The sequence below is a fragment of the Pseudoalteromonas tunicata genome (assembly GCF_002310815.1).
Lineage (GTDB): Bacteria > Pseudomonadota > Gammaproteobacteria > Enterobacterales > Alteromonadaceae > Pseudoalteromonas > Pseudoalteromonas tunicata.
The window spans coordinates 3,775,901-3,789,558 of record NZ_CP011032.1; the positions used below are offsets into that span (position 1 = coordinate 3,775,901).

The 13,658-nt window shown below is 40.7% G+C and carries 10 protein-coding genes; 3 read left to right on the top strand and 7 right to left on the bottom strand.

Annotated elements, in window-relative coordinates; translation table 11 throughout:
* The first annotated feature begins 4 nt into the window (after positions 1-4).
* Positions 5-1,120 (top strand): aminotransferase class V-fold PLP-dependent enzyme, encoded by a 1,116-nt coding sequence (locus tag PTUN_RS17145; protein ID WP_009839075.1) that lies wholly within the window; start codon positions 5-7, stop codon positions 1,118-1,120.
* 31 nt (positions 1,121-1,151) lie between these two features.
* On the opposite strand, the gene PTUN_RS17150 is transcribed toward PTUN_RS17145, so the two are convergent.
* The 7 genes from PTUN_RS17150 to PTUN_RS17180 all read right to left on the bottom strand — a co-directional run bounded on the left by PTUN_RS17150 (position 1,152) and on the right by PTUN_RS17180 (position 10,278).
* Positions 1,152-1,925 carry a substrate-binding periplasmic protein gene (locus PTUN_RS17150; RefSeq protein WP_096035259.1) on the bottom strand — a complete coding sequence of 258 codons (774 nt, stop codon included), beginning with the start codon at positions 1,923-1,925 and terminating at the stop codon, positions 1,152-1,154.
* A gap of 108 nt (positions 1,926-2,033) precedes the next feature.
* Complete coding sequence (locus PTUN_RS17155; protein WP_009839072.1) at positions 2,034-3,017, bottom strand: ABC transporter substrate-binding protein; 984 nt, start codon at positions 3,015-3,017, stop codon at positions 2,034-2,036.
* A gap of 86 nt (positions 3,018-3,103) precedes the next feature.
* Entirely contained in the window at positions 3,104-4,387 is a 1,284-nt protein-coding gene (locus tag PTUN_RS17160; RefSeq protein ID WP_009839070.1) for a sensor histidine kinase, read from the bottom strand.
* Positions 4,388-5,749 (bottom strand): sigma-54-dependent transcriptional regulator, encoded by a 1,362-nt coding sequence (locus tag PTUN_RS17165; RefSeq protein WP_009839069.1) that lies wholly within the window; start codon positions 5,747-5,749, stop codon positions 4,388-4,390.
* Positions 5,750-5,844: 95 nt separating this feature from the next.
* On the bottom strand, positions 5,845-8,289 hold the full coding sequence (locus PTUN_RS17170; protein ID WP_009839068.1) for an ABC transporter permease: 2,445 nt from the start codon (positions 8,287-8,289) through the stop codon (positions 5,845-5,847).
* A gap of 1 nt (position 8,290) precedes the next feature.
* The gene (locus PTUN_RS17175) at positions 8,291-9,016 is read right to left on the bottom strand and encodes an ABC transporter ATP-binding protein (protein ID WP_009839067.1); all 726 of its coding nucleotides are present in this window, start codon (positions 9,014-9,016) and stop codon (positions 8,291-8,293) included.
* On the bottom strand, positions 9,013-10,278 hold the full coding sequence (locus PTUN_RS17180; RefSeq protein ID WP_009839066.1) for an efflux RND transporter periplasmic adaptor subunit: 1,266 nt from the start codon (positions 10,276-10,278) through the stop codon (positions 9,013-9,015). Before PTUN_RS17180 ends, PTUN_RS17175 begins: the two co-directional genes overlap by 4 nt.
* 266 nt (positions 10,279-10,544) lie before the next feature.
* On the opposite strand from PTUN_RS17180, the gene dbpA reads away from it, so the two are divergent.
* Together dbpA and PTUN_RS17190 are read left to right on the top strand one after the other, a co-directional pair.
* Positions 10,545-11,927: an ATP-dependent RNA helicase DbpA gene (gene dbpA / locus PTUN_RS17185; RefSeq protein ID WP_009839065.1), complete on the top strand. Its 1,383-nt coding sequence runs from the start codon at positions 10,545-10,547 to the stop codon at positions 11,925-11,927.
* A 188-nt stretch (positions 11,928-12,115) separates the two neighbouring features.
* Positions 12,116-13,630 carry a hypothetical protein gene (locus PTUN_RS17190; protein ID WP_009839064.1) on the top strand — a complete coding sequence of 505 codons (1,515 nt, stop codon included), beginning with the start codon at positions 12,116-12,118 and terminating at the stop codon, positions 13,628-13,630.
* Positions 13,631-13,658: the final 28 nt, after the last annotated feature.

Consider the following 13,658-nt stretch of genomic DNA (forward strand, 5'->3'; position numbering starts at 1 on the left):
TGTAATGAGCTACAAAAAAGAGTTTATATTGGCCGACGGAATTTATTTATTAAGCCACTCAGTTGGGCGGCCTTTGCTTAATTGCCATGATGTATTACAGCAAACTTTTTTAGATCCCTGGCAACAATCTAACCGAGAGCCTTGGCCTGATTGGCTGGCAGTGATCAGTGAGTTTCAAACTGCACTAGCACATCTTTTTCATGCTCAAGCGGAAGACTTTTGCCCGCAAGCTAACTTATCAAGTGCACTCACTAAAATTCTTGGCTCACTAGCGCAATTACAACAAGCAAATACCACAGTGCTATTAAGTGAAGATGACTTTCCAAGCATGGCCTTTGCCTTTCAACATGCCCTGCATCAGCAGGCTAATATTCGTTTTATGCCAAAACAAACTGACTTAACTCAATTTGATAACTGGCTGCCTTATTTAACCGACGACCTTGATGCTGTGTTTATTTGCCACGCTTACTCCAATACCGGCCAAGTTGCACCAATTAATGAAATCGTAGCAAAAACAAAAGCGATGGGCATTATCAGCATCATAGATTGCGCCCAATCAGCAGGAGTTGTGCCGCTAGATATTAGTCATACTGATGCCGACTTTGTTATTGGTTCAAGTGTAAAATGGCTTTGTGGTGGGCCTGGTGCTGCTTTTTTATGGGTAAATCCTAAGCGTGAAGCGCAATGCCAACCCAAAGATGTCGGCTGGTTTTCACATCAAGATCCATTTGAGTTTAATAGCCATCATTTTAGCTACCATTCAAGTGCGCTTAAATTCTGGGGGGGGACTCCTTCTATTTTACCTTACGCCATTGCAGCTAATAGCATTGGTTATTTTGCTAAACTGAGTCCAAAAAAAATCCAAAGCCATAACCAAGCGTTACTCTTACCTCTGATTAATGCATTTACACAATATTGTGTTTCACCAACTGAGCTTTTGCTTGCCAGTGGCACCTGTATCTTAAATTTTGCCAATAAGCAGGAAAATATTTTAACTGCGCTGCGTAAAAATAATATTAGCGTGGATGTACGAAAATACGGCATCCGTATTTCACCCCATATTTATAATGATGAAACACAAATAGACCAACTAATTGGGATTATAAAACAGAACTTATAATTAACCTCAACACTGGTTAATAAAGAGAAAACTACTGCGATTGTAGACTTTTGATTATTTCTTGGGCTGGCTTTTCACCATACCATTTTACAATAATTTCATAATAAACTGCCGACTGAAATAATTGACGATATGCTTTTTGATAGGCTTCAATAATTTCAGTATCTGTATCTTTGGTGAAGGCCAAATAAATATCATTAGCTTTAATTTCAAGTGCAGGTTCAAGCTCATTTGGATCTAAAAAAGCGAGTTCGGCTAACCGCTGCACACCGAGGTTAGTCGTTAAAATCACATCATTATGATTGGCGTATAATTTTCTCATTCTCGCGACATTATCTTCAGACAAGTCTAAGTTATTAAAACCTAAACTGAGCAAGTAATTAGCTTTAGCATCATTTCGTGTCGCGGCAATAGAATGAATTTGCTTTGCATCTTCTAAGCTATTAATTTTTAATGCTGAACTATAATGCTTGTACAAAACCCATTTCACTCGCAATAATGGTCCAATCCAATGAAATTGCTGCTCTCGCTCACTTGTTCGCGAAGTTGAAAACAACGCTGTATTGGGTGTTTTAAGTACGGTATTAAACGCACGAGTCCAAGGCATTACCTTAGTTTTAACCCGATAGCCAGCCAAGCGATTAAGCTCTTCTATCATTTCCACGCTTGAACCAACTAAAATGCCAGACTCATCAAGGTAATTACCTGGAGGAGATATTTCAGTATAAAAATTTAAGCTAGGTTTTTGTGCAAAGGTAACGCAGGAGAAGCATAGTGATAAAACGATTGTGTAAAATCGGGTCATAGCGCCTCCATTATTGTTATTTTTGAAATGTACTAATAATGTAGCATAAATTTTATTCACTTAGGCACAGCTAGTGAGCAAAACTAGGATAAATATTTGCAGCAAGTTTTAATAAGAACTCGTTGCCGTACAGCCAACGGGCAACCATGTAACAACTTGCTGATGGTAATAGCTTAACCATAATTGTGCCGCCTGAGCTTCTGAATACTGCTCAACCTCTTTGAGCGCCGACGCTTTTGCTATCATCTCGTGACTAAATTGAATATTTTTTAATAACTGGTATGCGCAAGGTGAAGTTTGCTCTAAGCCCGGCCAAGCAATTTTTTTTATTTGGCTTACTTCTGGGCTACCACAATCATGAGTCATATTATTATTAATACCCCAATTAGGATTCAGTTCACACTCAGGTTCATATTGAGGAAATTTGATAAACTGGCCTTTGACATAAAGATCTGTCCAATTTGGTGTCCAATTAAGCAGTACGATTGGCTTTTTATTCTCTACGGCATAATTGAGTTTTTGCCATAATGGCATCGCACTTGATAAGCGTTTAATACGAAAATCTAAATTTAAGGCGCGAATTAACTCCGCATGACGAGCATTCCAGGGCCCGGTAAAAAACAGCCCTTGTTTAGGATTATTTTCACTTGCGAACAATGAAGCACATTGATTTAAAGCCTGCCAATCAGGCAGCTGAGGGCATAATTCCAGAACATATTCTGGCACCCACCACTCTTCACGACCAATCGCATCATGATTACCAAGGTCTTCAAACCACCTTTTTGCCAACCCTTTTACCAAAACATCAGTTACTGAGCTTTGCCATACCTCAACTTGAATATGAACAATGCCTTGGCGCAGAGCGCCCCATTGGTCTTCAACTGAAATATCTTGATATTCAACAGGGTAACCCAATTGTTTTATCAAAGTACCTACCGCCTGTGATAATACTCGCTGGCTTGCCCATTCATTTACTGCAATCACCACAACAGGTTTTTGCGCTTGTATTATTTGACCAGCCACACTCTGTTGACTAAAGAAAATAAATGCATAAAAAAGCAAAGCAGATAAAACGCTATAAACTCGCTTCATAAAACCACTCAATAATATCAATCAAATCAGTATAGCTGCTATTATCATTTTTGATTCGCACACTGCGGGCCGCTTGTTTTATACAATTAGCAAGGGAGAATAATAACAACCCGAGTCCCAACTCCTGTGGTATTTGGTTTTAAATACAAATGCCCACCTTGATTACGGATCAACTCGCGACTAATCACCAAGCCAATTCCTGCACCTTGCTGCTTGGTGGTGTAAAACGGCACAAACAAATTATCTGGATTATTAATCCCCACCCCCTGATCAATTATTTCAATAACAATATCTGCACCTTGTTGTTGCCAAATAAGTGTTGGTGGCGTGGCACCTGCAGCTTCAAAAGCATTTTTAATTAAGTTAATCAGTGCCTGCTCTAACTGACCTAAATCAACTGAGAAAGTAAAGCTATCTTGATTTGGCAACTCAAGTTCAGGAAAAATAGCCTGTAAACGCTGATTAATTTGCTCACTACTGACGATTTGTTTTTGTGCTGCTGCCACTTGCGAAAACGCACTATAACTGGCGACAAAATCAAGTAAGTGTTGAGCGCGCTTTTCAATCACTTGCAACATATCAGAAGCCAAATCACCTTTTTGACCCAACTGCCCTTGCTTTTTCATGTGTAATAACGACTGGCTCATCGAATAAATCGGGGTTAATGAGTTTCGAACTTCGTGATTGATAACGCGAATTAACCTTTGCCAAACTTGCTGCTCATTAGCGCGTAATTGATTTTCTATTGAAAAGAAGGCTAACAATTCGTAACAATGCCCAGAGCGCCAAAATTGATGACTCGATATTTGAAACCGCTCTTTAAAATCAGCATGTTCACTTTGTTGCCAATCAAGACCTGCACGCTCAAGCCCTATTTCTTGGGCGTGAAGGCCCTCAACTCGCTTTAACTGTAATAGGATTAATAAAGCATCATTACCTGAATACACATGTCCATGGGGGTCGAGTATCACAATGGGTAAATCAAGCATGGCTACAAACTCAAAGACAAATCCTTCGGTTTGACTATATTCTCGCTTTTTATTAGCGATTTTATTGCTTAATTTTGTAAAGTCATTTTTTAAGTCAGCAACTCGCCCACTTGAATATTGCGCCAAATGCCAGCTATTGCTTTCTTCACTTGCTAATGCATCGAGCTGTAAACCAAAACGCTCAAGTACATCGCACATCAAAACATAGCTTTTGCTAAGCGCCCAGGCTGTGAGCACAAGAATTGGCAATAACAAGGTGACACTGGTAAACCAATCAAATTGCCACATATAAGCCAGCAACATTGCCATTATACTGACAATAAAAAAGATCACCCCAAACAGCTGTTTTAAGCGTTTTTCTAACGAACTGTCGGTGCGCATTTAATTATCCAAATCTTTTAAATCGAGCTGATGCTTTTCAATTCGCCGATAAATAGCTGACTTACTTAACCCTAAAAAATCACCGGCAGCTATCACATTGCCATCAAATTCAGCAATTGCCTTTAAAATCATTTGTTTTTCTAGCTCTTCCAGCGGTACTAAAGGAAAGGCTGCCGAAGAGGCGGTACTCGTAGGCGTTAGCGATAAATCGCTTGCCATAATCTCGTTGTTATCGCTCATGATCACCGCCCGTTCAATACAATGACTAAGTTCGCGCACATTACCCGGCCACTCATATTGCGTTAAGCGCATCTGCGCTTGAGCAGAAAAGACTAAACCCTTGCGCTGATATTTTTGACTATGGATCGCCAATAAATGCGTACTTAAGGCGATAATATCTTCGGGCCGCTCACGCAACGGGGGAATATGTAATTCAATAGTATTAATGCGAAAAAACAAATCGCGACGAAACTCACCTTGTTCGATACTGCTCGCTATTTCAGCATTGGTTGCAGCAATAATTCTCACATTAGCTTGTTGTGTTTGGCTTGAACCGAGCACCTCAAATTCTTGACTTTCAAGCACGCGTAACATTTTACTTTGTAGCTCAAGAGGTAAAGTGGCAATCTCATCTAAAAATAGCGTGCCGCCATTAGCAATTTCAAAGCGACCGAGTCGGTCTTCTTTGGCATCGGTAAAGGCGCCTTTTTTATGACCAAATAACTCACTTTCAAATAACGAAGGCGCTATAGCGCCAATATTAACACTGACAAAACGCTGATTTTTACGCGCTGAATGCTGATGAATAAAGTGCGCGAGTAAGCTTTTCCCGGTGCCATTTTCTCCGGTAATTAAAATACTGGCATCGGTTTGTGCTGCGCGCTTTGCTTGAGCCAATAAACGCATCATTTGGGGAGATTGTGCAATATACTCATCGGAATTTTCAGGCTGCATCGCTTTCAAACAGGCGTTATCATGGCTGATTTGTTGCTGTTTAAGTTGCTGCTGCACAATAGAAATAAGCCGAATGTTATTCCAAGGCTTTTCAACAAAATCAACCGCACCCAACTGCATAGCTTTCACTGCCACATCCACACTGGCCCACGCTGTCATCACCACAACAGGAATGGTCAGTTGCTGTGTTTTTAATTGCTGTAAAAATCGCAGCCCTTCTTCACCAGACGTGGTATCAAGCTTAAAATTCATATCCAATAGAATTAAGTTTACTGAAGTCTGTTTAAGCAGTGCTAACGCCTCATCTGGACCTTGCGCCTCAATACAGTGACAACCTATTTGATTGAGCGCAACCACGGCAGCCATTCGTACATCGGCCTGATCATCAATAATTAAAATTGTGTTCATGTTGCTTCTTTTTATAAATCACAAAGCAAAAGAGCGAACTCTTTTGCTTTGTTAGTGAACAATATAACGTCCTCATTTTGAGGAATTGATGGTACTTATTCGTTACGCAATGCTGCCATCGGTTTCGTTTTTAGCAAAATATACAAGGGCCTAAAACAAGCAATTATCGCAACCAGCGCTGTAAATAGTAACGCGACTATTTGTAAAATGGCATCAAACAGCAACCAATCGGTAAATAATGTAGGTAAAAGCGCTGAACTCAGTAAAGTAATGCTTACAGCCAAGCAAAAACCTATACTAACGGGCAGTAAGGCTTCTTTATTAATAAGCTTAAATAAGCGCGCTTTTTTTGCCCCAAGCGCCATTCGAATACCAAATTCATAACGACGCAGTCCCAAGTTATAACTCAATACCCCAAAAATCCCGATGGCAGCAAGTAACAAAGTAAACAGCGCTAATGCGCTACATAACACCACAGTTAAGCGACTCATGTATAACAAGCCATCGTATTCTTGCTGTAAATCGCTAAATTGCCAAAGCGTTAAATGACTATTAACCGTTGATAAATTCGTTAATACCGTTTCACCATCGAGTTTAAAGCCGGGTTCAACTTCAATCACAAAGGTCGCACTGTATGGGCGAGCCGGCCACCAAATATGCCGACCTTGGTCTTTAGTAAAATATTTTGGATGGTTAAAATCTTCCGTTATACCCACAATTTCATACGGCTTATCATCAAACCCTAAATAGGTTTTACCCAATAGCTCGCTAATATCCGCATCTGGCTGCAACCATTTTGCAACACTGACTGATACCATTAATTCGTCGACTTCGCCGCGCAGTGCTTGCTGGCTAAAGGTGCGACCCGCAATAATTTCAGTGCCCACCAGCGCAAAATAATCACTCCCAACCCATTGGCTTGGAAAGAAAATAGTGCTTTTGCCTTCAAGGTCAGTAATGGTATTGGCATTTTGCCTTGCTGTTATCGGGCTTTGCCCCATCGCCACTTGCTTAATGCCTTTGCTATTTTGCAGTACGCTTTGGTATTGTAAGTTTTTCTCAAATCGTTCAGGTAGCGTTGCTTCATCACCTTCTTGAAACAACTGCACAAAGTAAAGATTTTCTGTATTACTGCCGAGATGTCGACTCATGGTATCAAGTGATTTACTCACCACCATAATCGAAAAGCTCACTAATAGCGTGGCAACAAAAACTTGCGCACCAATTAATACACGCACTGTACGCCCAGAAACCTGGGACACACTCCCCTTGCCGCTGCTTTGTAGCTGACCACTTAAGGCTTGATAATTAACTAGTTTTGCCGTAATTCCGGCAAAAAGATATGCTAAAACAATACAAATCAGCATTGCCACCAGCACCAAGTTAAAATCAAGACTTAAACTATTAACGAGCGGTAATCGCCCTTGTGCCAACATTTTAAATAGCTTTATTCCCCATGCTGAAGCAAACAAAGCAACACTGAATGACATTGCCATCAACAATAGTGCTTGCAATAAAATAGCATTAAACAAGGTACTTCTTTTTGCACCCAGCACGGCCTGCAACGCAAGTGTTTTATGTTGCGCTAAAGCGCGCGAGAAAAACAAGGTACTGACATTAAGTACTGCTATTAACAACAAGCCCAACGCGCCAGCCAGCATCATCAAACTGAGCTGATCGTTATTTCCAAGTTCAACATCGCGATAACCTGTTACCATTGGGTTCACATCAGAAATCCCACCATTATTAAGCCATTGCGCTTTAATGCTATCGATTTGAACTTTTAAATCTTGCTCTGCTTGTATTTGTGTTACACCCGCTTTTAAGACGCCTATTAGCTTCAAATTCTTAAATGTATTTGTCCAAGGGCTTTGCCACTCTTTGTTATGAAAATAACGGCGGTCCGAACTTGTTGGTAACCATACATCCACTAAACCCGTTTTAATCATAAAAGGCGGGCTAAAATCTTCAGAAACTACTCCGCTAATGGTATAGCTTATGCTTCCTAATGTTTGCAGTGATTTACCAACAACCTCTGGGTCACTTTTTAAATGCTTACGCCAAAACTGTTCAGAAATAACAACACTATCGTTTATTTCTTCTAGAGTTTCACCGCCACTAAATGCTTGCCCTAGAATAAACGGTGTATTGAGTACCTTAAAATAGTCACCACTCACATACAAAATATTTTCTTTTGGCTCACCGGCAATGTTTTTAAACACCATTTCATCGGCGTTAATCATCACCACATGATCAAAGCTTAAATTATGTTTAAACCAATGCACGATTGATTGATAACTCTGAAAGCCTGGCGCATCGTTGTCTTGAAAAGTAGTGCGCTGTTCAACGACGACCATACGGCTTTCGTCAAACACATCAAGCGGCTTCAAAAAATAACTATTAACCAAACTCAATACCACAAAAAGCGTGGCTAATGTCAACGCTAAAGTGGCAACAACAGCACTGACAAAACCAGGTGCACTTTTTAATGATGCCCACGCTAAGCGAAGTTGACTGCGGGTTTTTATAAAACTTGCCATATCACACCACCTCAGCAACTGACGCTGTATCGCGCGCTTTTGAATACGCTATGATTTCACCATCGAGCAACTTAAGCTGCGTTTTTGCGCGTCCTGCATAACGCAAATCATGTGTCACCATGCAAATAGTGGTGCCTTTTTGATTCAGTGCATCAAGTAAATCCATCACTGCATCGCCATTTTTTGAATCAAGGTTACCGGTTGGTTCATCAACCAACAAAATGCTTGGATTACCCGCAAGTGCACGCGCTATAGCAATACGCTGCTGCTGCCCACCAGACAGCTGATTGGGTTTATGCTGTGCTCTGTGACCCATTTCAACCTCTGCCAATGCCTTTTTTACCGCATTATCAATCGCAGATTGACTCATAGCCGGTTCGCGATAAGTCAGCGGTAGTGCGACGTTATCAAATACCGAAAGCTCATCAATCAAATTAAACGATTGAAAAATAAATCCAATATGTAAATTTCGCAGCTCTGCTTGTTTATCCATATCAAGGCTTGAGGTATCAATACCTTTAATAAAATATTGACCACTGCTTGGACTATCAAGCAAACCTAATAACGATAACAAAGTCGACTTTCCACCCCCTGATGGGCCACTGATACAAATGTAATCGCCCTGATGTACTTCAAGGTCAATGTTTTTAAGGGCATAGGTTTCAACATTTTGGCTGCGGTAAACCTTGGCGATTTTTTTTAATGAAATAAGCGTGTTTGAATTCATAAAGTATCCTGTTCAATTTTAATTGTTGCCAAATGCTGCCATTTTGATAAGTCAGAAATGATCAGCTGTTCGCCCACCGCGGCGCCCTGCAAAAGTTGAATTTTGTTATCACTGAGTGTACCAAATTCAATCGGTTGCGGATGTGCTAAATGGGTGTTGGTATTGAGTTTAAAAAGTGTATTTTTTGAATAAGCTTTAACGCCTTGCGGCAGGCTGATAACTAAGGCGTTAGGAATGACTTGGCTAATAACATAACCTTCTATGCTTAAATCAGGCCGAGCATTGGCTGGCAGCGCACCTTGTAGCGCCAATTCAATCATCACCCGCCCTTCGGTTACGATAGGGTCGATACGCGTCACAGTGGCATCCACTTCAGCACTAAAGGTATTCACTTTTGCCGCCATGTTTAATGCGATTTTTTCGGCATCTGCTTGCTGAATGAGTAACTCAGCTTTAAGCGATGCATCGGAACCTACAACGCCAAGGCGCGTTCCTGGGCTTAAGTTTTGTCCCAGTTCAACATTGAGCTCTTGTAGCATGCCATCAATACCAGCCCTAACTTGCAACTCATTAAACGCCTGCTGTTGCACATTAAAATTCAATTCAAATTGATGTAATAATTCCTGCTGGACTTTACTGCGCTCAAGTTGCATTGCTTGTAATTGCACTAAACGTTGCTGCTCAATTGCCACGCGTTGTTTGAGTTGTTTTACTGTCAGCAAACTGCGTTTGTAATCAAGGCTTGAAACAATACCTTGGTCTATTAGCTGGCTTTCTGCCTCAGCGCGCAATTGCGCATTTTCAAGTTCACTTTGCAATAGCGTTAGCCCCGCTTCACGCTCTAGAACTTGGCTTTTTTGATTAATTTTTTGCTCGTTAACCTGCGCTTTTTGCCTTGCAAGTTCCAACCGCGCGACCGACAAACGCTGCGTTTGTGCCGGATTAGTTAAACTTAAGATCACCGTATCTTTTTGCACCCGAGTGCCAGGGTAAACATGGATTGCTTCCACCGTCGCCACATCTGCATTGGTTAAATAACGTTGATATTTTGCTTTTAAGCGACCAAACCCTCTTACTTTGACGGTAAAGTCACCACTTATTACCTCAGCAATTTGTAATTGCGATGCTGCCATACTAACTGGGCTAAGCCATTTTTTAAGGCCAAACAACAAGAGCATAATAACTACAGCGGCTAAACCCCAACCAATTTTACGGCGATAGCCATTTTGGCCGTTGCTCTTAAGCGTTGTTTCAATATCCATAAATTAAGACTGCGTTTGTTATTTATTAATAAGCTCAATACGCCAATATCGTGCCAAAAAATAACGCATTGAAAATTAAGATTATTTCATTTTTCATACCATAATTTATTCCCAGCAAAGGGAAAACAAAAATACAAATGGGAAAAGGGAGATGCTTTAATAGCCGTGGTAACAGCCTTGGTTAAATTTACTGCGTAGTAAAATCAATAACTCTGATATAATGAGGGTTGAATTTTTCCCCATGCTTATCAAAACAGGATACCACCTTGAGCCAATCAGCATTTTCATCACTCAAGTTACAACCTGCGTTACTTGAGAACTTAACGTCACTTGAATATACCTCGATGACGCCAATTCAAGCGCAAAGCTTACCGCACATTCTTTCAGGTAAAGATGTGATTGCCCAAGCTAAAACAGGCTCAGGTAAAACAGCGGCATTTGCCCTTGGTTTACTAGAAAACCTAGATGTACGTAAATATCGAGTTCAAGCACTTGTGCTGTGCCCGACCCGTGAACTTGCTGATCAAGTCGCTCAAGAAATTCGTAAACTCGCTCGTGGCATTCCAAACGTAAAGGTTTTAGCTTTATGTGGCGGTGTACCTATGGGCCCACAAATTGGTTCGCTCGAACACGGTGCGCACATTATTGTTGGTACACCCGGTCGTATTGAAGATCATTTAAGCCGTCGCACATTAGATTTAAGCCACGTTAATACATTAGTACTTGATGAAGCAGACCGCATGCTCGACATGGGTTTTTCTGCAGCACTTGATGCCATCATTGACCAAACGCCACGCGATCGCCAAACCTTGTTTTTTAGTGCCACGTTTCCTGAAAAAATTCAGCAAATTGCTAGTCGCACTATGCGAGATCCCGTTAAAGTTGAAGTGGAATCCAGCCATAACAACGTTAATATTCGCCAATACTTTTATAAAGTTGAGCAGAACAAACAACGCACTACCGCACTGCGTCTATTGCTGCTCAAACACGAGCCAAATAGTTGCGTAGTTTTTTGTAATACTCGAGTTGAAACGCAAGCAGTTGCCGATGAATTAGCGGTAAGTGGTTTTAGCGTTTTAGCGCTGCACGGTGAACTTGAGCAACGTGAGCGTGACCAAACCTTAGTCCGTTTTGCCAATAAGAGTATTTCGATTTTAGTGGCAACAGATGTAGCCGCCCGCGGACTCGATATCAACGAACTAGATATGGTTATTAACTACCACATTACCCAAGACCCTGAGGTGCATGTACACCGTATTGGTCGTACAGGCCGAGCTGGCAGTAAAGGTACCGCACATTCGTTATTCACTGATAATGAAAGCTATCGCGTTGCGGCAGTTTCAGAATACTTTGATAAACAATTTGAGCTTTCAGCACTACCGCCATTCACTTTATTAGACAAAGTGCCAGAGAAACCATTAATGGTGACGTTGCAAATTGATGGCGGCAAGAAGCAAAAAGTTCGTCCTGGTGATATTTTAGGTGCTCTAACAAGTAAAGACGGCATTGCGGGTAAACAAGTAGGCAAAATTACCGTACTTGAAAACTTCGCCTATGTTGCTGTTGCCAGAGATGCAGCTAAACCAGCGCTTCGTAAATTAGGTGAAGATAAAATTAAAGGTCGTTTATTCAGAGCGCGCCGTATCTAAGCTTTTTAGGTCCACAGCCTTGGTTGTGGACCTTATCCTGCACCATTTTCAAGCTTTAACCCCACCATCTTGTTGTTCATACTGACAAAGTTTGCCGCTTAACGTTATTTCACTTATGCTATTGTAATTAATTGCGCTTGATCACAAAGCAGCAACACATACCCCAAACTTAGGCATTACTTTCTGGTATGAAGAAAAACAATAAAACTTACCAAACAGCCCGACTTTCAGCTATTCCAAATATGGCCAGCGCGGTATCGAAAAAAATCAGCTTATTTCAGCAGCAACATCGCAAAGTAGTTGAAGATGCCACTGCATTTTATCAGCAGTATCCACTTGATATAGACCAATTACGTAAGTACAAAAAAAAGCTCAATGCCTATGCGCAACAAATAGAAATTATTGAAAAATATAAAAAAGAGCATGGAGTCTTACCACAAATTGCGGGCCAAAAGTCACCGGAAAAATATCTGCATCAGCTGTACATGTATGAGCAAAACGATAAAAAAGCCTTTACTCTATTGCGCCAACAAATGGCGATTGCACAAACTAAACGCTACGAAAATTTAGATCACCTCACCGACAATATGCTCGATTTACTTAATAACCAGCGTATTTTTAGCCAGTTTTTAGGTACCTTAGTGCTCTCTACACCATTACCAGATGAAAAAATTCGCTGTGTACGTAACGAAAAATTCAAGCCTATTTATATTGCTGGTTTAGTTGTAGCTTTATTCGAGCAAATTCGTATTACTCACGGCTTTAAAAATCGCTATTTAGTCGAAGCAATGAGCGATATGTTTGCTGACCCAAAAGCCAGCTTTATGGATATCGAACAAAATAGTTTAAGCCATGAAGAAATGGCCGCTTATCGTGAAGAAGTGCTAAAACCAGTGGCAAAAGCGGCATTACTGCTCTCAATCGGCAGTTATTCGCCACAAGTCGAAGATATTTTTGCCGGAGATCGTTATCGTTTGCTCTCACAACAAGAGCGAGAATTATTGGTTGCTACAATCAAAATACAATCAACGGCTTATTTAAAACTCGGTATTGGCATTCCACCACAACGCTTTAATACTCACCAAGAAAAGCTCGACTACACCGAATACGAAAAAAATAAATTAGAGTTCATGTTGTCGTTTTTTAGCGATGAGAATAATGATAATTGTGAATTACAAAGACTCCTTAAAATCCCTGTGGTTTACTCATCGTTTATGATTTCAACTAAACCTGAATTTGATTATCGTCGTATTTATGATGCTTACGATACCATACGTAAAAGCGCGGTAAATAATGAGCTTGACCAAAACTACAGCCAACTGTTTTTAGCTATGGTAGGGCGGTTTCCTATCGGTAGTGGCATTTACTTCTTTAATCCAGAAACCGAAAGCATTGAGCAAGCAATCGTCTCATCACTTTATCCGGACAATCCGCACCAACCAATTTGTAAACAAATTACTCGCAGACAACTTAAGTCAATGACCCAGCAAGAAATCATTGTACCGGTAGCGAATAATATTTTCTTCGAATCGGCTCGGCATAAGTCTGGTTATGATGACGAATACTTTACCTTGAAATATCAAAATAGTTTTGTTTGGAACGCGAACGAAGTATGGGAAGTACAAATTCCAGCGCTCGATTTTTGGAAAAAAGATGGTACTCGTAAGGTTTGTACCGCACCAATGCCAAAAGCTAACCATTAAAATTAGTAAATGACGCTTAGATTCATTA

Excerpts from the sequence above, each read along its gene's own strand:
- PTUN_RS17175 (WP_009839067.1), bottom strand. The coding sequence starts at position 9,016 with ATGAATTCAAACACGCTTATTTCATTAAAAAAAATCGCCAAGGTTTAC.
- PTUN_RS17165 (WP_009839069.1), bottom strand. The coding sequence starts at position 5,749 with ATGAACACAATTTTAATTATTGATGATCAGGCCGATGTACGAATGGCT.
- PTUN_RS17155 (WP_009839072.1), bottom strand. The coding sequence starts at position 3,017 with ATGAAGCGAGTTTATAGCGTTTTATCTGCTTTGCTTTTTTATGCATTT.
- PTUN_RS17150 (WP_096035259.1), bottom strand. The coding sequence starts at position 1,925 with ATGACCCGATTTTACACAATCGTTTTATCACTATGCTTCTCCTGCGTT.
- PTUN_RS17190 (WP_009839064.1), top strand. The coding sequence starts at position 12,116 with ATGAAGAAAAACAATAAAACTTACCAAACAGCCCGACTTTCAGCTATT.
- PTUN_RS17160 (WP_009839070.1), bottom strand. The coding sequence starts at position 4,387 with ATGCGCACCGACAGTTCGTTAGAAAAACGCTTAAAACAGCTGTTTGGG.
- PTUN_RS17170 (WP_009839068.1), bottom strand. The coding sequence starts at position 8,289 with ATGGCAAGTTTTATAAAAACCCGCAGTCAACTTCGCTTAGCGTGGGCA.
- PTUN_RS17180 (WP_009839066.1), bottom strand. The coding sequence starts at position 10,278 with ATGGATATTGAAACAACGCTTAAGAGCAACGGCCAAAATGGCTATCGC.
- PTUN_RS17145 (WP_009839075.1), top strand. The coding sequence starts at position 5 with ATGAGCTACAAAAAAGAGTTTATATTGGCCGACGGAATTTATTTATTA.